The sequence below is a fragment of the Rhodovulum kholense genome (genome assembly GCF_003053725.1).
Lineage (GTDB): Bacteria > Pseudomonadota > Alphaproteobacteria > Rhodobacterales > Rhodobacteraceae > Rhodovulum > Rhodovulum kholense.
In genome coordinates, this window is the sequence record NZ_QAYC01000006.1 from 21,237 (window position 1) to 40,755 (window position 19,519).

At 68.4% G+C, this 19,519-nt stretch carries 20 protein-coding genes; 10 read left to right on the top strand and 10 right to left on the bottom strand.

Annotated elements, in window-relative coordinates; genetic code table 11:
• Positions 1-27: 27 nt before the first annotated feature.
• The 3 genes from C8N38_RS09440 to C8N38_RS09450 all read left to right on the top strand — a co-directional run bounded on the left by C8N38_RS09440 (position 28) and on the right by C8N38_RS09450 (position 2,791).
• The gene (locus tag C8N38_RS09440; RefSeq protein ID WP_108026538.1) at positions 28-681 is read left to right on the top strand and encodes a protein-L-isoaspartate O-methyltransferase family protein; all 654 of its coding nucleotides are present in this window, start codon (positions 28-30) and stop codon (positions 679-681) included.
• 75 nt (positions 682-756) lie between these two features.
• Entirely contained in the window at positions 757-2,133 is a 1,377-nt protein-coding gene (locus C8N38_RS09445) for a TolC family outer membrane protein (protein ID WP_108026541.1), read from the top strand.
• 85 nt (positions 2,134-2,218) lie between these two features.
• A complete protein-coding gene (locus C8N38_RS09450) occupies positions 2,219-2,791 on the top strand; it encodes a hypothetical protein (protein ID WP_108026544.1) in 573 nt (190 codons plus the stop codon).
• 110 nt (positions 2,792-2,901) lie between these two features.
• Here the strand turns inward: C8N38_RS09450 and C8N38_RS09455 are convergent, their stop codons facing one another.
• A complete protein-coding gene (locus C8N38_RS09455) occupies positions 2,902-3,222 on the bottom strand; it encodes a DUF6280 family protein (RefSeq protein ID WP_075785094.1) in 321 nt (106 codons plus the stop codon).
• A 215-nt stretch (positions 3,223-3,437) separates the two neighbouring features.
• Here C8N38_RS09455 and efp point away from each other — a divergent pair, with 215 nt between their 5' ends.
• A complete protein-coding gene (efp, locus tag C8N38_RS09460) occupies positions 3,438-4,001 on the top strand; it encodes an elongation factor P (RefSeq protein WP_108026547.1) in 564 nt (187 codons plus the stop codon).
• Positions 4,002-4,011: 10 nt separating this feature from the next.
• Here the strand turns inward: efp and C8N38_RS09465 are convergent, their stop codons facing one another.
• Genes C8N38_RS09465 through C8N38_RS09480 form a run of 4 tightly spaced genes read right to left on the bottom strand, consistent with a single transcriptional unit; the run spans position 4,012 to position 8,026 of the window.
• Positions 4,012-4,812: a fructosamine kinase family protein gene (locus C8N38_RS09465; RefSeq protein ID WP_108026550.1), complete on the bottom strand. Its 801-nt coding sequence runs from the start codon at positions 4,810-4,812 to the stop codon at positions 4,012-4,014.
• Complete coding sequence (ygfZ, locus tag C8N38_RS09470) at positions 4,805-5,563, bottom strand: CAF17-like 4Fe-4S cluster assembly/insertion protein YgfZ (protein WP_108026553.1); 759 nt, start codon at positions 5,561-5,563, stop codon at positions 4,805-4,807. The genes C8N38_RS09465 and ygfZ overlap by 8 nt, the downstream gene beginning before the upstream one ends.
• Before the next feature lie 38 nt (positions 5,564-5,601).
• Positions 5,602-7,344: an ABC transporter ATP-binding protein gene (locus C8N38_RS09475; RefSeq protein ID WP_108026556.1), complete on the bottom strand. Its 1,743-nt coding sequence runs from the start codon at positions 7,342-7,344 to the stop codon at positions 5,602-5,604.
• Position 7,345: 1 nt separating this feature from the next.
• The gene (locus tag C8N38_RS09480) at positions 7,346-8,026 is read right to left on the bottom strand and encodes a tyrosine-protein phosphatase (protein ID WP_108026559.1); all 681 of its coding nucleotides are present in this window, start codon (positions 8,024-8,026) and stop codon (positions 7,346-7,348) included.
• Between the two features lie 119 nt (positions 8,027-8,145).
• Between C8N38_RS09480 and C8N38_RS09485 the strand changes: the two genes are divergently transcribed.
• Positions 8,146-9,345, top strand: a complete 1,200-nt coding sequence (locus C8N38_RS09485; protein ID WP_108026562.1) for a pyridoxal-phosphate-dependent aminotransferase family protein — start codon at positions 8,146-8,148, stop codon at positions 9,343-9,345.
• Positions 9,346-9,363: 18 nt separating this feature from the next.
• On the opposite strand, the gene C8N38_RS09490 is transcribed toward C8N38_RS09485, so the two are convergent.
• The gene (locus C8N38_RS09490) at positions 9,364-10,308 is read right to left on the bottom strand and encodes an endonuclease/exonuclease/phosphatase family protein (protein ID WP_108026565.1); all 945 of its coding nucleotides are present in this window, start codon (positions 10,306-10,308) and stop codon (positions 9,364-9,366) included.
• A 74-nt stretch (positions 10,309-10,382) separates the two neighbouring features.
• Positions 10,383-12,164, bottom strand: coding sequence for an SLC13 family permease (locus tag C8N38_RS09495; protein WP_108026569.1), 1,782 nt, complete (start codon positions 12,162-12,164; stop codon positions 10,383-10,385).
• 135 nt (positions 12,165-12,299) lie between these two features.
• Here C8N38_RS09495 and C8N38_RS09500 point away from each other — a divergent pair, with 135 nt between their 5' ends.
• On the top strand, positions 12,300-13,040 hold the full coding sequence (locus C8N38_RS09500; RefSeq protein ID WP_108026573.1) for a YebC/PmpR family DNA-binding transcriptional regulator: 741 nt from the start codon (positions 12,300-12,302) through the stop codon (positions 13,038-13,040).
• 56 nt (positions 13,041-13,096) lie between these two features.
• On the opposite strand, the gene C8N38_RS09505 is transcribed toward C8N38_RS09500, so the two are convergent.
• A complete protein-coding gene (locus tag C8N38_RS09505) occupies positions 13,097-13,387 on the bottom strand; it encodes a hypothetical protein (RefSeq protein ID WP_108026577.1) in 291 nt (96 codons plus the stop codon).
• Positions 13,388-13,562: 175 nt separating this feature from the next.
• On the opposite strand from C8N38_RS09505, the gene C8N38_RS09510 reads away from it, so the two are divergent.
• The 4 genes from C8N38_RS09510 to C8N38_RS09525 all read left to right on the top strand — a co-directional run bounded on the left by C8N38_RS09510 (position 13,563) and on the right by C8N38_RS09525 (position 16,758).
• Complete coding sequence (locus C8N38_RS09510) at positions 13,563-14,819, top strand: methyl-accepting chemotaxis protein (protein WP_108026580.1); 1,257 nt, start codon at positions 13,563-13,565, stop codon at positions 14,817-14,819.
• Positions 14,820-14,896: 77 nt separating this feature from the next.
• Positions 14,897-15,814 (top strand): DMT family transporter, encoded by a 918-nt coding sequence (locus C8N38_RS09515; protein ID WP_108026582.1) that lies wholly within the window; start codon positions 14,897-14,899, stop codon positions 15,812-15,814.
• A 65-nt stretch (positions 15,815-15,879) separates the two neighbouring features.
• Complete coding sequence (locus tag C8N38_RS09520) at positions 15,880-16,428, top strand: hemerythrin domain-containing protein (protein WP_158272332.1); 549 nt, start codon at positions 15,880-15,882, stop codon at positions 16,426-16,428.
• A gap of 84 nt (positions 16,429-16,512) precedes the next feature.
• Complete coding sequence (locus tag C8N38_RS09525) at positions 16,513-16,758, top strand: HP1242/YdcH family protein (RefSeq protein WP_108026588.1); 246 nt, start codon at positions 16,513-16,515, stop codon at positions 16,756-16,758.
• 10 nt (positions 16,759-16,768) lie between these two features.
• On the opposite strand, the gene C8N38_RS09530 is transcribed toward C8N38_RS09525, so the two are convergent.
• Both C8N38_RS09530 and C8N38_RS09535 read right to left on the bottom strand, forming a co-directional pair.
• Entirely contained in the window at positions 16,769-18,172 is a 1,404-nt protein-coding gene (locus tag C8N38_RS09530) for a helix-turn-helix domain-containing protein (RefSeq protein WP_108026591.1), read from the bottom strand.
• A gap of 82 nt (positions 18,173-18,254) precedes the next feature.
• Complete coding sequence (locus tag C8N38_RS09535; protein WP_108026594.1) at positions 18,255-19,490, bottom strand: multidrug effflux MFS transporter; 1,236 nt, start codon at positions 19,488-19,490, stop codon at positions 18,255-18,257.
• Positions 19,491-19,519: the final 29 nt, after the last annotated feature.

Consider the following 19,519-nt stretch of genomic DNA (forward strand, 5'->3'; position numbering starts at 1 on the left):
AGATTTCGAACTGGAGAGTTCAGCCGCATGGCCGATTACGCTGCCCGCCGCGAAGCGATGGTCGATACTCAGGTCCGCCCCGCGGACGTCACCCGTCTGCCGATCATCGAGGCGATGCTGGCCGTGCCCCGCGAGGCCTTCGTGCCCGCCCGCCTGAGCGAGGCCGCCTATATCGGCGAGAACCTTCCCCTGGCCCATGACCGCGTGCTGCTCGACCCGCGCACCTTCGCCAAGATGCTTGAGGCGGTCGATCTTACGGACGGCGATCTGGTGCTCGATCTGGGCACGGGCCTTGGCTATTCGGCGGCAGTGATGGCGCGGATGGCCGATGCGGTGGTGGCGCTGGAAGAAGACGGCACCATGGCGCGCGAGGCCGAGGCGACCCTGGCCGAACTGGGCGTCGACAATGTTGCGGTCGAGGTCGGCCCGCTGACCGAGGGCGCGCCCAAGCATGGCCCCTATGACGTCATCGTGGTCGAGGGGGCCATCGAGGAATTGCCCCAGGCCATTGTCGATCAGCTGAAGGAGGGCGGCCGCATCGTCGCGGTCTTCATGGAAGGCGCCCTGGGCGTGGTGCGCATCGCCTGGAAGGTCGAAGGCGCGCTGAGCTGGCGGTTTCTGTTCAATGCAAGCGCCCCGGTGATGCCGGGGTTTATCCGCGCGACGGAATTTCAGTTCTGACACGTGGGAGACATAAAAGAGCCGCATCGAAGAAGGGCGGCCTGACAAAGGCAAAAAGCCAAACGAGGCACGGATATGAGCAGTTTCCTTCGATATTTCGCCGGCACGGCTCTGTCGGCCTCTCTGTCGCTCTGGGCGTGCGGGGCGGCCCAGGCCGAGACCCTGACCGACGCCCTGATCGCGGCCTACAAGAATTCGCATCTGCTTGACCAGAACCGGGCGCTCTTGCGCGCGGCGGACGAGGATGTTGCCCAGGCGTTGGCGACCCTGCGCCCGGTGCTCGCCTTCGCGATGTCGGGGGCCTATACCGACCCGGCCTCGGCGGCCAACGGAGGCCAGAATACCAGCGCCTCGGCCGAACTGACGGCGACGCTGACAGTGTTCGACGGCGGGCAGAACCGGCTGGCGCTTGATGCCACCAAGGAAACCGTGCTGGCCACGCGCTCGGCGCTGATCGGGATCGAACAGGACGTTCTGCTCTCGGCGGTTCAGGCCTATATGGACGTGTTCGCGGCGCTGCAGAATGTCAGCCTTGCCGAGAACAACACCCGGCTGATCTCGGAAGAGCTGCGCGCCACCGAGGACCGGTTCGAGGTCGGCGAAGTGACCCGCACCGATGTGTCGCTGGCGCAGTCGGCTTTGGCCGAGGCGCGGTCGAACCTCGTTGCGGCCCAGGGCGCGCTGGCGACGGCGCGCGAATCCTACAAGCTGGCGGTGGGCCATTATCCGGACACGCTCAGCGGCATCCCGAACCTGCCCAGCGTGCCCACCTCGCCCGAGGCCGCGCGTGCGGTGGCCGTGCAGACCCATCCCGACATCATCCAGGCTCAGCACAACGTCACAGTGGCCGAGCTGAACCTCGCGCGCGCCAAGGCCGCGCAGGGACCCAGCGTGACCGCCTCGGTGGGCTACCAGCGCGATGACAATTCCGATGAAGGCGTGACCGGCCAGGTCAAGCTGTCCCAGACGATCTATGCCGGCGGCCGGCTTTATGCGGCCGAGCGTCAGGCCATGGCCAATGTGCAGGCGAACCGGGCCGGGCTGTTGCAGACCGTGCGGCTGGTCGAGCTTGACGTGGGCAATGCCTGGTCGGGTCTGGCCGTGGCGCGGGCCCAGCTTGGCGCCAGCGACCAGCGGATCGAGGCGGCGCAGCTTGCCTTCGACGGGACCAAGGAAGAAGCCCGGCTGGGGGCTCGCACCACGCTGGACGTGCTGGACGCCGAACAGGATCTGCTCGACGCCCGCACCGCACGGGTGCAGGCCGAGGCCGACCAGTACACGGCCGTCTACAGCGTGCTGTCCTCGATGGGCCTGCTGACCGCCAAGCATCTGGGGCTTGGCATTCCGACCTACGATCCGAATGCCTATTACAACGCGGTCAGTTCGGCGCCGCCGAAAAGCCTTCAGGGCGGCAAGCTCGACCGCGTTCTGCAAAGCATCGGCCGCAACTGACGCGCCCGCCGGTTGTGTCCGGGGGGCGAAGGGGCTAGGCTTTCGCCCCGTAAGGTTAACCGTCTTTCCGGTACGGAGCCGTTCCATGGCCGAAACGCGCAGCATCGTCGATCCCGCCAGTCTTCGGCCAACGGCAATGGCCCAGGAGCCGTCGCGCCCCCGTCTGGGGCGCCTGGTGCTGACCCCCAACCTCCGCGTGCGGGCCGAAACCGAGACCTCCGGATCGGCACGCCCGGTTCCGGTCCTGCTGCGCGGGCCGCTGGCCTGCGAGACGGCGCCCGATGTGGACCCGGGCGCCGCGCGCAAGCGCACCGCTGCCGTGGCCGATCTGGCCGAGGCCAACCGGCGCGAGGCGGCTTCGCTGGAACGCCGGATCGCCGAGCTGGAGGCGGCAATGGCGGGGGTCGAGGCCGATTGGGAAGATCCCGAGACCGACGAGGGCTGGCTCGATGCCGGATGGGCCCGTCCCGGCCCCGTGCCGGGCGCGGCGGGGCAGTCCGAGGGGGCTCTGGCCGATGCGGCTGCGGTCCGGGCGCTGGTCGCCGAGGTTGTCCGGCAGGAACTGCGCGGGGCGCTGGGCGAGGGCATCAGCCGCAATCTGCGCAAGATGGTGCGCCGCGAAATCGCCCGGGCTTTGGCTGAACGCGATCTCGACTAGCCAGGTCTCTGCCCCTGCACGCCGCGGATGGCGGCGCGGATCACAGATCCCCGAAAACGAAAAACGCACCCTTTTGGGCGCGCATTTCGGTGTAAACCGGCATCGGCGGGTCAGGCGGCTTCGGCCTGCTCCTGGCTGTGACGGCGTTCGCTTTCTTCGCGCGACAAGGCAACAGAGGTCCGAACGCCGCGCGACACGAATTCCATCAGACCGCGAACGACCCGTTCATTCGGATCGATCCCGGCGCAGGACAGGACTTCGCGACCGTCGCGAGACCGCGCCCAGCGGGCGATCTGCTCGGGGCCGTTGCCATATTTCTTGTCGTCCGCGATTGCGTCATCCAACGCGGCGAGCACCACAGCAGCGAACAATTTCCGGGCACGATGCCCCTGTTCGTGATTGAACGCCGTGCCATCAACGAAATCGACCATCTCGTCGTCCTTTTATTCTTGCTCTTGCATTTCGGGCGTGCGGCCGAATATGACGCTTTTGCTGCGATTCGGTATTCTCCATTTGGCAGACCGGCCATGCACTCAGCGCATGGCTCGCGCGCAGAAGAGACCGGATCTAGTCGCCTTGCCAGCTCGACACCGACAAGATATAGGTGCCGCCGAATGGCGATCAACCTTCTCTTAAGAGTTCCCGCATGGCCAAGATCAACGGCAACGAAATCCGTCCCGGTTACATTCTGGACCATGACGGCGGGCTTTGGGCCGCGGTGAAGGTGGACCATGTCAAGCCCGGCAAGGGCGGGGCCTTCGCACAGGTCGAGCTGCGCAACCTGCGCATCGGCACCAAGCTGAACGAACGCTTCCGCAGCGCCGACAAGGTCGACCGGGTCGAGCTGGAGCGGAAGGACCAGCAGTTCCTCTATGAATCCGAGGGCATGCTGGTGGTGATGGATACCGACAGCTACGAACAGACCGAACTGCCCGCCGATCTTCTGGGCGACCGCCGTCCGTTCCTGCAGGACGGCATGACCGTGGTCGTCGAATATTACGAGGCCGAGGCGCTGAACGCCACGCTGCCGCCCAAGGTCACCTGCCGGATCGCCGAGACCGAGCCGGTGGTGAACGGCCAGACCGCGGCGAAAAGCTTCAAGCCCGCGCTGCTGGAGAACGGCGTGCGGGTGATGGTTCCGCCCTTCGTGGGGCCGGGCGAAGAGATCATCGTCAACACCGAAACCATGGAATATTCCGCCCGGGCCTGAGGGCGCTGGCTTACGCGCCCAGCGCGGTCAGGCAGCGTTCGACCAAGCTGCGATAACCACCGCCGAACAGCCGCATATGCACCAGCGCGGGCCAAAGCTGATAGGCCGCCCGCCGCGTGGGCCAGCCCGGTGCAGGGGCGCCATAACGCTCTCGGAAGGCCGGGTGCGGGGGGCCGAACAGATCCAGCATCGCCAGATCGACCTCGGCATCGCCATGATAGCAGGCGGGGTCGATCAGTGCCGCGCCTTCCCCGGTGAACAGCACGTTGCCAGACCACAGATCGCCATGCAGGAGCGAGGCCGGAGGGTTTGCCGGGACCAGGCCGCTCAGCCGCAGGGCCAGCGCTTCGACCCTGCGGGCGATGTCGGCGGGCAGCGCCTCGGGCCAGGCCAGAAGCCTCCGCTCGGCCCAGAAGCCCGGCCAGTCGCCTGAGGCACCGTTGGGGATCGCGGCCGGGCCGAAGGCATAGACCTCGGGCCAGCCATAGGCCGCGCCCGTCGTCGCATGGAGCCGGGCGAGCCCGTCGCCCAGGGCCGCCCAGCCGTCGGGCGTGGCGCGGGTTTCGCTTAAGTGCTCCAAGACCAGAAGCCCCTCGGTCGCCGCGATGACCTGCGGCGCGGGCGCGCCGGTCGCGGCGATGGCCGCCAGCATCCGGGCCTCGGTCGCGACCCGCGGGCCGGTCTTGGCCACAACCTGCCGGCCGTCACTCAGGGCGACCCGGACCACCTCGGACAGATCGCCACCCTGCAGCGGTGTGACCCGGGCGACAGGGGCGCCCAGCAGCGCCTCGAGCGCCGCGCGGTCAGCCATCCGGCCAAAGCACCGTCGCCGTTCCCGCCGTCATCCGGGGCGCCACCCGGTCGAAGCGCAGATGCGCAATCGCCAGATCGCCAGCGCGGGTGAAGAGCGTACCGGCCTCCTTGCCATTCGCCTCGATCGGCGTGCCAGGCGGGGCCGTGCCCTCGATGCCGACGGTCGCGAGCCCCTTGCGCAATTCGGTCTTGTGCTTCATCCGCGCGGTGACCTCCTGGCCGACATAGCAGCCCTTGCGGAAATCGACGCCATGCAGCCGCTCGAACCCGGCCTCGAGGATATAGCTGGCGTCGGGGATCAACTCGATCCCGGTCTCGGGGATGCAGTGCGCCACGCGGATCGCGTCCCAGTCGGTGACGGGCGGGGTGCCGGGCGTGTCGGAATAGGCGCGCCAGCCCAGCGCCTCGTGGCGCGGGTCGGGCAGGGCGCCGTCGGGGGCGGGGCCAAGCCCGCGCAGCACGTTCAGACCCGAAGGCGCGATCTGCACGTCGGCGCGCAGCTTGTACATCGAAAGCCGCCGGGCCAGCGCCTCGGCGATCTGCGCGCTGACGTCCAGCAGGATCGCCCCGTCGCGTTCGGTCAGCAGGAAATCGGCCAGATACTTGCCCTGCGGGCTGAGCATCGCGGCATAGACAAGCCGCCCCTCCAGCGCCGAGACGTCGTTCGTGACCAGCCCCTGCAGGAACTTCGCGCGATCCGCGCCGGTGATCTTCAGAACCGTCCTGTCCGCCGCCTGCTCGCCCGTCATGGTCCGCCTCCCGCTATGCCGTTTCCGGCCCGAAGGTGTCAGGACTCGGCGGCGAATTGCAAGCGGTAGAGCCCCGCATAAAGCCCGCCTTGCGCCAGCAAGTCCTCGTGGCGCCCGTCTTCGCGCACCTGACCGGCCTCCATGACCACGATCCGGGCAGCGTCGCGAACGGTGGCCAGCCGGTGGGCGATCACCAGTGTGGTGCGGCCCTTGGCCAGATGGCTCAGCGCCTCCTGCACCGCGCGTTCGGATTGCGCGTCCAGCGCCGAGGTCGCCTCGTCCATCAGCAGGATCGGCGCATCGCGCAGCAGCGCCCGGGCGATGGCCACGCGCTGGCGCTGGCCGCCCGACAGGTTCGAGCCGCGCGGCCCGGCCGGGCTGTCGAGCCCGGCGGGCAGGCCCGGCAGGAACTCGTCGATATGGGCCGCCTCGATCACCTCGCGCAGCCGCGGCTCGGGCACGTCGCGGCCAAGGCAGATGTTGTCGCGCAGGCTGTCGTCGAACATCGGCGCGTCCTGGGTGACGACCGAGAAGAGATCGCGCAGTTCGGTCAGCGCCAGGTCGCGAACCTCGACCCCGCCCACGGTGACACGGCCCGATTGCGGCTCGACGAGCCGGGTCAGCAGGTTGAAGACGGTCGACTTGCCCGCGCCCGAAGGCCCGACCAGCGCGGTCGTTTCACCCGCTTTGGCGGTCAGGCTCAGCCCGCGCAGCACCGGCGTCTCGCCATAGGACAGATGCACGTTCTCCAGCACCACGTCGCAGCTTGGCGCCGGGGCGGGCAGGGATTTCGGCCGCGCGGGGGGCAGGATGGTGGCGCGTTCGGAAAAGACCGCGTGGATGCGCTCGAGGCTCGCCAGCGCCGCCTGCCAGGCGCCCGAGACATTGCCGAGCCGCCGGAGCGGTTCGAAGACCAGCGCGATGGCGGTGAAGAAGGCCATGAAATCGCCAACGGTCTTGCCGCCGTCGATGATCTGCAGCCCGCCGAAGACCAGAACCGCGGCAAAGCCCACGCCGCCGACCAGATCGACCAGCGCCGGCATGCCCGCCTGACCGGCCTGTGCGCGCAGCTGCACGTCGATGAAGCGCGAGACGGTATCTCCGAAGCGGCCCTTCTCGCGGCGTTCCATGCGGTTCAGCTTGATGGTGACGATGCCGTGAAACATCTCGTCGAGCCGCCCGGCGATCCGCGCGGCCTCTTCGCGCGCGCTGCGGGCGGTGCGCCGGATCCAGCGTTGCAGCATCATCAGCGGAACCACCAGCAGCGGTACGCCCGCCATGGTGATGGCGGTCCAGACCCAGTCGATGGACAGCGCCACCGCCAGCAGCGACACCAGCGAGACCAGGTCCCGGCCCGCCGCGGTCAGCACCGTGTTCCAGACATTGGCCGCGGCCGTGGTGTCGCCGCGCACCCTCTCAAGAAGCCCGCCCGGCGGGTTTCGCTGGAAATAGGACCCGTCGAGGTCGAGCAGGTGATCGACCATGTCCTTCTGCAGATCGCCGGTGATCGCCAGCCCGGCGCGGGCCATCAGCACCCGCTGGCCGAAGCCGCTGAGCGCGCGGGCCAGGAAGATCGCCAGCACCGCGCCCGCCACGATCGGGATCGCGCCCCGGTCTCCGGCGACGAAGATCCGGTCGAACATCGGCTTGAAGCTGTAGCTGAGCAGCCCGAGCGAGGCGCCCTCGACCGTCATCAGCGCGAGTGCGATGCCGATGGTGGCCGAATGGCGGCGCAGGTAGCCGCGCCAGAGCCAGCCGAAGATCTGTCCGCCGCCCGCCATGCTAGCGCCGCCCCGCCCGGAAGGCGGCTTCGATGGCGGCGGGGTCGTAGCGGCTGGCGATCCAGTCGCGCAGGGTCATGGGCACCTCGGCGGTATCCGCCTCAAGGCGGTCCAGCACCGCGTCGAGCACCCCCGCCTTCGAGCGGCGCGAATGCAGGAAGCGCCAGGACAGCATCTCCCGCGCCCTTGCGACGGGCGCGCCCTCGGCGTGGATGAGATACAGCGCCGAGGCAAAGCCAGCCCGGTCCGAGCCCGACTTGCAATGCATCACCATCGGCCGTTCGGCCCGGTCGAAGAGGTCGAGCAGCGCCAGCAGGTTCTCGCGCGGGACCAGCCGCCGGGCCTTCAGCGTCACGGTTTCAAGGCGCAGCCCCAGCGCGGCGCAGGCCTCTTCCTCCAGCAGGCGGTGCGAGTCCTGGCGCGGTCCGCGCAGCGAAATCACCGTGCGGATGCCCATCTCGCGATAGCGCCGGAGCCGCGCGGCCGACGGGTGGTTCGACCGCCAGACGCCGGGGGCGATCTCTTCGAGATTGGTCCATAGGATGCGCAGGAAGGCGTGATCCATCAGGTGGAAATGCAAAAGCGCCACCCGCCGCGCGCCGGGCGCGGTCAGATCGGTGCCGTGGCGCCGGGTCATCCGGCGTTCGAACGCCTCGAAACGGGTTTTCAGAAGGTCGAACATCTGGGGCCTTGGCGCGGAAACACGAGGCCGCGAGATAGCCCGAAACCCCGCCTCTGACAAGCAATTGACGGGTTCCCGGGCGAGGCATAACAGAGCTTGGGTCAAGTGCGGAGTCCCCCATGAGCCTCAGATACGGCCGCCCCTACCTCGCCATTCCCGGCCCGTCCGTCATTCCCGACCGGGTGCTGCAGGCGATGCACCAGCCCGCCCCGAACATCTATGGCGGCCCGCTGGTCGATCTTGTCGAAAGCGTCGTGCGCGATCTCAAGGCGGTGGCGCGGACCCGGCACAAGGTCGCGATCTACATCGCCAACGGCCATGGCGGCTGGGAGGCGTCGCTGGCGAACGTGCTGGCGCGGGGCGACCGGGTGCTGGTGCTGGCCACCGGGCGGTTTGGCCATGGCTGGGCCGAGGCCGCGCGGGCGATGGGCGCCGAGGTCGAGATCCTCGATTTCGGCAACCGCGCGACGGTCGATCTGGGCCGGGTCGAAGACCGGCTGCGGGCCGACACGGGCCACCAGATCCGCGCCGTTCTGGTCAGCCATGTGGACACCGCCACCAGCGTGCGGAACGACGTCGCGGGCGTACGGGCCGCGATGGAGGCCGCCGGGCATCCGGCGCTTCTGATGGCCGACTGCATCGCCTCGCTGGCCTGCGACCGGTTCGAGATGGACGCCTGGGGCGTCGATGTGATGGTTGCCGCCTGCCAGAAGGGGCTGATGGTGCCGCCGGGTCTGGCTTTCGTCTTCCTTGGGCCGAAGGCCGAAGAGGCACGGGCGCGCGCCGATCTGGCCACGCCCTACTGGGACTGGACGCCGCGCGCCAACCCGCAGGAATTCTATCAGTATTTCGGGGGCACCGCGCCGACCCATCACCTGTACGGCCTGCGGGCCGCACTTGACATGCTGGTGCATGAAGAGGGGCTCGAGGCGGCCTGGGACCGCCACGCCCGACTGGCCCGCGCGATCTGGGCCGCGATCGAGGCCTGGGGGCAGGGCGGGCCGATCGCGCTGAACATGACCGATCCGGCCTTGCGCAGCCATGCCGTCACCTCGGTCCGGATCGATCCGCCCCATGGCACGGCGCTGCGCGAGTGGCTGAGCGAGACCGCGGGAGTGACCCTCGGCATCGGGCTTGGCATGGCGGCGCCGGGCGATCCGGCCTGGCACGGGTTCTTCCGGATCGGCCATATGGGCCATGTGAACGCGCATATGATCCTCGGCGCGCTTGGCACGATGGAGGCCGGGTTCAAAGCGCTGGGCGTCGCCCATGGCGCGGGCGCGCTCGAGGCCGCGGCGGGGGTGATCGCCGGGCGCTGACGCGTCAGGGCACAGGGGTCAGGGCAGGGCGATCTCGGCCAGAAGCCCGCGATGGTTCGATCCGAGATCGGCGCCGAAGGGGGCGAGGCGCACGAGCCGCGCGCCGCCCCCGACCAGCACCTGATCGACCGGCACCCCGAAGCGCCCCGCGGCCACCGGCCAGGTCGCGACCGGCAGGCGCGCGGTCGCCATGCCGGTCGCGTCATTGATCTGCGACAGTGTCCGGCTCCAGGGCGCGGCGTTGAAATCGCCGATGGCGACCGCCGGGTCGGGCAGCCAGCCAAGCTGGGCGGTCAGCCGACCCAGCTCGGTCTCGGCCAGGCCCGACATCCAGGGTTTCAGAAGCTGGAGCCCGGCCAGAAAGACCCGCTTGCCGCTGGCGGTCTCGATCTCGGCCACGGCATAGCGGCGGGGCCAGACCGGGTTCAGCGACATCGCCCAGAACCGCTTGGGCGCGGTGCGCGCCGCCAGCACGATCTGGCAGGCCCCGGGGCTGCAAGGCGAGACGAAAGCGTAGTGCGTTCGCAAAAGCGGCAGGCCCGCGGCAACGGCCTCGGCTTCGGCGAAGAGGACGATATCGGGGTCCGTGTCGATCACCGCGCGGATGATGGTCTCGGCGGGGGTGCGATTGCCGGAATAGGCGTTGAAGAAGAGGATGCGCAGATCGGGGGCGCGGTCGGGCAGCGCGGGCAGGCTCTGGCGCAGGTGCAGCGCCCCGAGCCCGGCCAGCGCGGCCAGCGCGGCCAGCGCCAGCATGGGGCCGACACGGCGCAGCCCCAGCACCGCCGCGCCCAGGGCAAGCGCCAGCGCGCCGCCCAGAAGCCAGGGCGCGAGCGCGTCGAGGATGCGCGCCAGCGGCCCGGCCGCGCTGCCCCCCGGGATGAAGCGCGCGCTTGTCCCTGCCAGAAGGGCCAGGGCCGATGCCATGGCCAGCGCCCCGGCCGTCTGAGGTTTCCAGATCACCGCCCGCCTCCCGCTGCCCTCTTTCCGACTGGCCGAGCGCGGGCGGGCCGTCAAGCCCGGGCTGCGGGGGCGGTTCAGAACGGCCAGACCAGAAGGATCATCGGCACCGAGACCGCGATCACGATCAGTTCCAGCGGCAGGCCCATCCGCCAATAGTCGCCAAAGCGATAGCCGCCGGGGCCGAGGATCAGCGTGTTGTTCTTGTGGCCGATGGGGGTGAGGAAGGCGCAGGAGGCCGCGACCGCCACCGCCATCAGGAACGGGTCGGGGCTGACCCCCAGCGCCTGGGCCATCTGGATGCCGACGGGGGCCGCGACCACCGCCGTCGCGGTATTGTTCAGCACATCCGACAGGCACATGGTCGCCACCATCAATGCGGTCAGGATCACCCAGGGCGGCATGTCGCCGGTCAGCCCGACCAGCGTTTCCGCGATCAGACGGGTGCCGCCGCTTTCCTCCAGCGCCACGCCAAGCGGGATCATCGAGCCGAGCAGCACCACCACCGGCCATTCGACATGGGAATAGACCTCGGCGATGGGGATGATCCGGGCCGCGACATAGCCGATCACGACGAGGCCGATGGCGATGGTCAGATCGACCAGCCCGACGCTTGCCGCCGCCACCGCCGCCGCGAAGAGTCCGATGGCGACCCAGGTCTTGCGGGTGTCGGTCACCGCCAGCCCGCGATCGGCCAGCGCCAGACAGCCCAGCCAGTCGACCACGTCCTGCGCCACGTCCTGCGGCGTCAGCAGCAGCAGGATGTCGCCGGGCCGGACTCTGGTCTTGCGGATCTGCTGGCGGATCGGACGGCCCTGCCGCGAGATCCCCAGCAGCACCGTGCGCCGCCGCCAGGCCAGCCCGACAAGCTGGGCAGACCGCCCGGCGATGCGCGCCTGTTCGGGCACCACGACCTCGACCACGGTCAGCCCCGCGCCCTCGGCCTTCAGCCGTTCCTCATTGGCGCCCTCGGCGAAATCGAGCGAGAGTGCCGCGCGAAACTCGTCCAGCGCCTCGGGGCTTGCCTCGATCACCAGCGAGTCGCCCGCTGCCAGCGCGGTGCCGCGTTGCAGCCCGTAAAGCCGCTTGCCGCCCCGGACCAGTCCCAGCAGGGCGACGTCATTGGCTTCGGCCTCGGGGTCGAGATCGGCAAGCCGCTGGCCGATCAGCTTCGAGCCCTCGGGCACCGTCAGCTCGGCGATATAGGAGGAATAGTCCGACATCGGGTCGGCCGAGGCCTCAAGGCCCGCGCTTTTCGGGATCAGCCGCCAGCCGACCAGTGCGACGAAGGCGATGCCCGCCAGCGCCGCGACGCCCCCCACGGGAGCGAAGTCGAACATGCGGAAGGACTGGCCGGTCGCGTCCTGGCGAAAGGCCGCGATGATGATGTTGGGCGGCGTGCCGATCAGCGTGACCATGCCGCCCAGAATGGTGGCGAAGGACAGGGGCATCAGGCTCAGCCCCGGCGCGCGGCCCGCCTTGCGTGCGGTCTGGATATCGACCGGCATCAGCAGGGCCAGCGCGGCCACATTGTTCATGAAGGCAGACAAGAGCCCGCCAATGCCCCCCATGATCGCGATATGGGGCCCGAGCCTGCGGGCGCTGTCGACCAGCGTCCGGGTGATCAGATAGACCGCGCCCGACCGCACCAGCCCGGCCGAGACCACCAGCACCAGCGCCACCACCAGCGTCGCGGGATGGCCGAAGCCCTCGAAGGCGCGGTCAGGTTTCACCACGCCCAGCAGCACGGCCGCCATCAGCGCCGCGAAGGCCACCAGATCGTAGCGCCACCGGCCCCAGATCAGGGCGACGAAGACGGTGGCGAAAAGCGAGAACAGAATGAACTGGTCCTGGGTCAATCAGGGTCTCCCGGCTGTCCGGCGCCCGGGCGCCGGAGGGTTTCACCCGACCCAACGCCCCGAGCAGGCTTGCAGGTCCGCGTCTGCCTGACATATAGAGAGCCCCGTCGAATTCAGAAAGCCAAGTGGGGTTCCATGGCAGGCCATTCCAAATGGGCGAACATCCAGCACCGCAAGGGGCGGCAGGATGCGGCGCGCTCCAAGCTGTTCTCGAAGTTCAGCAAGGAGATCACCGTTGCCGCCAAGATGGGCGACCCGGACCCTGACAAGAACCCGCGCCTGCGCCTGGCGATCAAGGAAGCCAAGGCGCAGTCCATGCCCAAGGACAATATCGAGCGCGCGATCAAGAAGGCGATCGGCGGCGAGGGCGACAATTACGAGGAAATCCGCTACGAGGGCTACGGCCCCGGCGGGGTGGCGGTGATCGTCGAGGCGATGACCGACAACCGCAACCGGACCGCGTCGAACGTGCGCTCGACCTTCACCAAATATGGCGGCAATCTCGGCGAGACCGGGTCCGTGGCCTTCATGTTCGAGCGGATGGGCGAGATCGTCTATCCGGCCTCGGCGGGCGATGCCGACACGGTGATGATGGCCGCCATCGAGGCGGGCGCGCAGGATGTGGAAAGCTCGGATGACGAGCATGTGATCTACACCGCCGATACCGACCTCAACGAGGTCGCCACCAAGATGGAAGCCGAGCTGGGCGAAAGCGAGTCCACCAAGCTGATCTGGAAGCCCGGCAATACGACCGAGATGGATCTCGAGGGCATGCAGAAGCTGATGAAGCTGATCGACGCGCTCGAGGATGACGACGACGTGCAGCACGTCACCACCAATTTCTCGGCCAGCGACGAGGTGCTGGAACAGCTCTGAGCCCTTGGGGGCGCAGTTTCAGGCCGCGCGGGTCCGGTGACGGGCGCGCGCGGTTTTCATTTCAGCTTCTGCAGCGTCGAGTCCGAGGCATAGCCCGCCAGCAGCGCGGCGCGCCAGTCGAGGATCTGCTCGCCCATCGCGGCCAGCACCAGAAGCCCGACGATGCAGGAAAAAAGCCCCAGCGCGAGATAGGGCCGGGCCTCGCGCCAGATCCGTACCCAGACCGGCGGGGCCGCAGCCTCCAGCGTCCCGGACGGGGTTGCGGGCAGGGCATGGCGCACGATCGGCAACACCACGCTGATCGCCACGCCCAGGATCACCCATGGATACATCGCCCAGATTTCCATCCCCCGTCCCCCTTGCCCGGATGCTTTGCCCGCCGATCATAACCCGCGCGGCCGCGCCCCGCATCCATTCCGGCGGATCCGATGTGCTGACCCGGCGCATTTCCCGCTTGGCGTGTGCTTGGGCTGGGCCCTAGACTGACCCCGCGCCGGGGCTTCGGCGCTGCAGGAGGTGTCCATGGCCGAGCCCGCGAGCCACGCGATCGGACGTTTCGACAAGTCGTTCCTGATCCACATGATCAAGGACTTTTTCCTGGTCCTTCTGGCGGTGACGGTGCTGGAATTCGCGCTGAAGGCGGCGCTTGTCTATTACAAGTTCGAGACGCGCGGGCAGGAACAGGCGCGGGCCGTGGCCGAGGATCTGGCCGAGAACATCCGCGCCATCATGCGCAACGAGGGCGGGCCGGTGGCGGCGCGCACCATGTACCCGATCCTCGAACGCAACTGGGACGACCTGGGCTACAAGATCGCCATTTCGCCGTCGCCGGTCACGGTCCGCTCGATCGAGGCGCTGTTCGGCTTTACCCCCGAGGGGATCCCTTTTGGCGACTGGCCCGACGGCCGGTTCCGCGAGGCCGAGGTCGAGATCGCCGCCGAGACCTTCTGCCTGACCTGCCATGCCGAGGCCGAGGTCGGGCAGGTTCTGGGCCGCGTCACGGTGCGGGACTATCTGGAACGGGACTTCGCCGCCTGGCTTGACGACGTGACGCTCAGCGCGGGACTTGCCGTGGGCAAGATCGTGCTGCATTCGATCCTGCTGTTCCTGATCCTCCGGGCCCGGATGGAGCCGCTTTTGCGGCTGCGAGGCACGGTGGCGGGGCTTGCGCGCGCCTTCGGGACGCTCAGCGAACGGGCCGAGGTGCGCACCGCCGACGAATTCGGCGCGCTCGCCCATGATCTGAACCTCTTTCTCGACCGCATCAGCCGGTTGATCGACGAGCTGAACGCGGTGCTGCGCCGGGTGGTGCGGGTCAATGACGACATCGTCTCGGTGCAAGGCGCGCTGCGCGGGCAGGTCGACCGGTTGGTCGGGGGCGTCCGGCGGCTGGAACGCGACGCGATGCTGAGTGCCAAGCGCGAACCGCTGCTGTCGCAGGCCTGGTTCGATGCGATCAGGGGGGCCGTCGCCGATCTTGATGCGGCACTCGCTCGGGCGGGCGAGGCGCCGCAGGCGGCCGAACTGGTCTCGGATCTGTCTGCGGTCATCGCCAATGCCGAGGCGCAGATCGCGGCCAGCCAGCGATTGTTCGAAGGCCTCGCGGGGCTCGGCGACGAGACCGAGGCGCTGAAAGGGGCCATCGCCGACATGGTTCGCATGGAAGAACGCATGAAGCTGATCATCGAGACCGGCGGCACTCTGGTTCAGCGCCTGCGCCCCGATCTGGCCGAGGCCGCGCCCGCGACCCTTCCCGAAAAGCGCTCGGTCCCCGTCTGAGGCGCCCGACCCGATGCCAGCGATGTCTTACGCGGCCGCGCTTGCAAGGCGGTCCCCGCCGTGGCAAGCGGGAAGACATGGCGATGCAGTCGGTGCCCGCAAGGGGCCAGAACCCGGTCGCGGGCATTCTCTGGATGCTGGTGACCGGGGTGTGTTTTGTGGCGGTGACCGCGCTGGTGAAGCTCTCTGGGCAGGGCATCCCGGCGGCGCAATCGGCCTTTCTGCGCTATGTTCTGGGTCTTGTCTTCCTGCTGCCGGTGCTGGGGCGGCTTCTGCGCCTGCGGATGGACCGGGGCCGGCTGATGCTGTACGGCGGGCGCGGTCTGGCCCATGCGCTGGGCGTGATCTGCTGGTTCTTCGCGATGACCCGGATCCCGGTCGCCGAGGTCACGGCGATGAACTACCTCAACCCGATCTACGTCACCCTGGGCGCCGCGCTTCTGTTCGGCGAGCGGCTGGCGGCGCGGCGCATTCTGGCCATTGCCGCCGCCTTTCTGGGGGTGCTGGTGATCCTGCGCCCGGGCTTTCGCGAAATCTCGGAGGGCCATGTCGCGATGCTGTTCACGGCCTTCCTTTTCGGTATCTCCTATCTGACCGCCAAGCTGCTGAGCGAACGCGACGATGCGGCAGTCGTGGTGGCGATGATGTCGATCGCGGTGACCGTCGTGCTGGCGCCGGTCGCGTTGGCGGTCTGGGTCACGCCGCGCTGGGATCAGGTGGCGGGGCTGTTCCTGGTCGCCCTTTTCGCCACCGCCGGGCATTACACCATGACCCGCGCCTTCCGCGCCGCGCCGCTGACCGTGACCCAGCCGATCACCTTCCTGCAACTGGTCTGGGCCACGCTGGTCGGCTGGCTTGCCTTCGGCGAGGCGGTCGATGGCTGGGTGCTGCTGGGCGGAGGCATGATCATCGGATCGGTCGTCTTCATCACCTGGCGCGAAGCGGTCCATAAAAGGCGTGCGGTGACGCCGCCGGCCCATGCGCCGGAAACGTAGCGTCAGCCGGGCTTGAGCGGGCGGGCCGCCGCGCTAGCGTCAGATCCATGAAAGACGATTGGGCATTGGCCCTGAGAACCGGGCTTCCCGACACGCTGAGGGTCCTTCTTGCGGACTATCCGCGCGATCTCTGGGACAGCACCGTGCCCCCCGATGGTGTGACCCGCTTCTGGCTCGACCGGCATATCATGTTCCGGTCGCTTCTGGCGCAGATGGAAGACGAGGCTCGCCACCTTTACGCCGGTGCGGCGCCGCCGGAGCCCGCGATCCGCGCCGTCCGGCGCCAGGCCGCCATCTTGCTCAGCGAACTTTACGGCCATCACAAGATCGAGGATCTGCATTACTTCCCGCAGTTGGCCGCGCTCGAGCCACGGCTGGGTGCGGGCTTCGAGATCCTCGATGCCGATCACCACGCCCTTGAGGGGCATCTCGACGCCCTCGCGACGGCGGTGGGCACACTGATCGGGGCCGAGCCCGAGGCGCAGCACGACGCGGCCGGGCGGCTTCAGGCGCGGCTGGACCGGTTCGGCGGCTTCCTCGACCGTCACCTGTTTGACGAGGAAGAAATCGTCGTGCCGATCCTTCTGCGGCACGGCGAAGGGCTTGTCGGCTGAGCCGCCCCTTTGATCGGTGTCAAGGACGGCGCAGATCCCAGGCTCCTAGGCTTCGGTTCAGGTATGGGAGTACAGGAGGAGGCGATGACCCACACGCCGCACGAGCTTGCCGCGGATTTTCCCGACAAGGCGCGTCTGATCGAGGCGCTGAAGGACAGCGACGCCCATTTCGCGCGCCTCTTTCAGGAATATCACGAGATCAACGGCGCGGTGCACCGGGCCGAGAGCGATGTCGAACCGACCGACGACCTGCACCTGACCGAGATGCGCAAGACCCGGATGCATCTGAAGGACGAACTGGTCCGCATCCTAAATCAAGCCTCGGCCTGACGCCGCGCCCTCAGTCGGCGACCTCGTAGGGCAAGAGGCCGCGACGGTTGGCATCGACCGTCAGGCGCCGTTCCAGCGGCGGCACGGCGCGCTGGTGGCAGTCGCGGCGTTCGCAGATCCGGCACGAGATCCCTATGGGTTCGTAGGCGGCGGAATTGCCGGTATCGAGATCGTCGGCATAGACCAGCTGATCGGCATGGCGCACCTCGCAGCCCAGCCCGATGGCATAGCGGCGGACCGGGGCACGCCAGGCGCCCCCCGGTTTCGACACGTCGCGGGCCAGCGAGACATAGCGCAGCCCGTCCGGCGTCTCGGCCAGCTGGCGCAGGAACCGTCCCGGCGTCTCGAAGGCGCGATGCACGTTCCAGAGCGGGCAGGCGCCCCCGAACCGCGCGAATTGCAGCCGCGTGGTCGAGTGGCGCTTGGTGATCGTTCCGGCCTGATCGACCCGCACGAAGAAGAAGGGAAGCCCCTTGGCGCCGGGGCGCTGCAGGGTCGAAAGCCGGTGGGCCACCTGCTCGATCGAGGCGCCGAAGCGGTCCGCCAGCAGTTCCAGATCGTGGCGGGTTTCCTGCGCCGCCTCGAGGAAGCGGTTATAGGGCAGGAGTGCCGCGCCCGCGAAATAATTGGCCATGCCGATCCGGGCGATGGCGCGGGCCGCCGGGCTTTGGAACCGGGCGAGGTCCAGCGTGGCTTCCAGCAGTTGCGACTGTGTCAGAAGGGCGATCTGGTGCAATAGCTGAAACCGCCGGGTCGGGCCGCGCAGATGGCTGGACAGGGTCAGCGTGCGGCTGTCTTCGTCATAGGCACGAAGCCCGGGAATATCCTTGAAGGTCAAAGATATGCCCTGCGATTCCAATGCGGCGAGGGCGCGCTGTTCCGGGTCGGGGCCGCCTTCCGGTCCGCGTGCGAAACGTTCCGCTGCGCGGTCCATGGCGTCGATGTAATTGTCGCAATAGTGAAAGAAGTCGCGCACCTCCTCCCAAGGGGACGGCCCCAGGGACGCATCTTCACGCCCCAGCGCCTCGTCGAGTGAGGCAAGCCGTTCATGGCTTTGGCGATAGGCGCGGTGCAGTTCCAGAAAGGCGCGGGCCAGCGCCGGGGCGTTCGAGGCGGCAAGCCTGAGATCGGCCAGCGGCGGGGCCAGGTCGCTGAAGACCGGGTCGGCCAGCGCCTCGCGCATGTCGCTGACCAGGCGTTCGGCATCGCCTTCGGACAGTTCGGTGACGTCGAAGCCGAATTCCGAGGCCAGCGCCAGCAGCACGGAGGACGAGACCGGACGGTTGTTGTTCTCCATCTGGTTCAGATAGGGCAGCGAGATCCCCAGCCGGGCCGCGAAGTCCTTCTGGGTCAGTCCCAGCCGCGTCCGCGTCTCGCGCAGCTTGACGCCGGCATAGAGTTTGCGTGTCGCCATGGCGGGCCTCGCTTTGCGGATTTGCCACCCGTTGTGGTAGCCTTTGCAAAGCGGTCGCGCAAGCCGGGGCTCGAATCCAGGTTCAGCCTTTCGGCATCGACGCGATGGGGCCTTCGCGGCTGTCGATCCAGCGCACGTAAAGCACGGCGACGACCGCGGCAGCCGAGGTTGCGGCCATGATGATCAGCAGCGGCCAGGCGCCGGTGCCGGGTTTCAGCAACGCGCCCGCCAGCGCCGAAAGTGCCGCGCCCCCGCCGATCATGATCGCCCCGCCCAGCCCGCTGGCCGTGCCCGCCAGATGCGGACGCACCGACAGCGTCCCGGCAATGGCATTGGGCAGCACCATGCCATTGCCAAGCCCGACCAGCGACATCGCTCCGAAGAAGGCCAGCGGATGCATGAGGCCAAGGCCGAACAGCGCCATCGACACGCCCGGCGCGACCAGCGCGATCAGCGTGCCCCAGAAGATCATCCCGTTGATGCCGACCCGGACCGAGTAGCGCCCCGACAGGAAGTTGCCCCCCATGTAGCCGACCGCCACGATTCCGAAATAAAGCCCCAACGTCGAGGGAGAGAGCCCGAAGACATGGCTGCCCACGAAGGGCGCGCCGCCGAGATAGGCAAAGAAGGCGCCCGACGAGAAAGCCGCGGTCAGCGCATAGCCCCAGAAGCGGCGCGACCGCACCAGTTCGGGATACTGCCGGAACTGGCCCAGCAGGCTGACATCCCGCGGCGCGGCGGTTTCGCCCAGATCGGCCCAGACCAGCGCCAGCACGCCGAGCCCGGCCACGACCAGGGCGGCGAAGGTCGATTGCCAGCCCCAGATCTCGTCCAGCACGCCGCCGATGGTCGGGCCGATCATCGGCACCAGTGCCATGCCCATGGTGACATAGCCGATCATCGAAGCCGCCTGGCTGTCGGCGACCATGTCGCGCACCACCGCGCGGCTCAGCACCATGCCGGTCACGATCACCGCCTGGGCCATCCGGAAGGCCATGAAGACCTCGATCGTCGGGGCCAGCATGCAGCCCAGCGTGGCGACCAGGAAAAGCGCGGTCGAGATCAGCAGTACCGGCCGCCGCCCGTAGCGGTCCGAGATCGGCCCGATCATCAGCTGCAGCACCGCGTTCACTGCCAGATAGGCCGCGACCGACAGCTGCATCACGCCATAGTCGGTGGCGAAATGCGCGGCCATCTGCGGCAGCGACGGCAGGAAGATGTTCATGGTCAGGGCCGGCAGGCCGGCCAGCAAAACCAGCGTCAGCACATGGGGTGGGGTGGTGCGGTCCAGAAAACGGACTTTGGGCTGCGGCATCATGACTTCCGGGTAGGGGGCAAAGCGGGTCT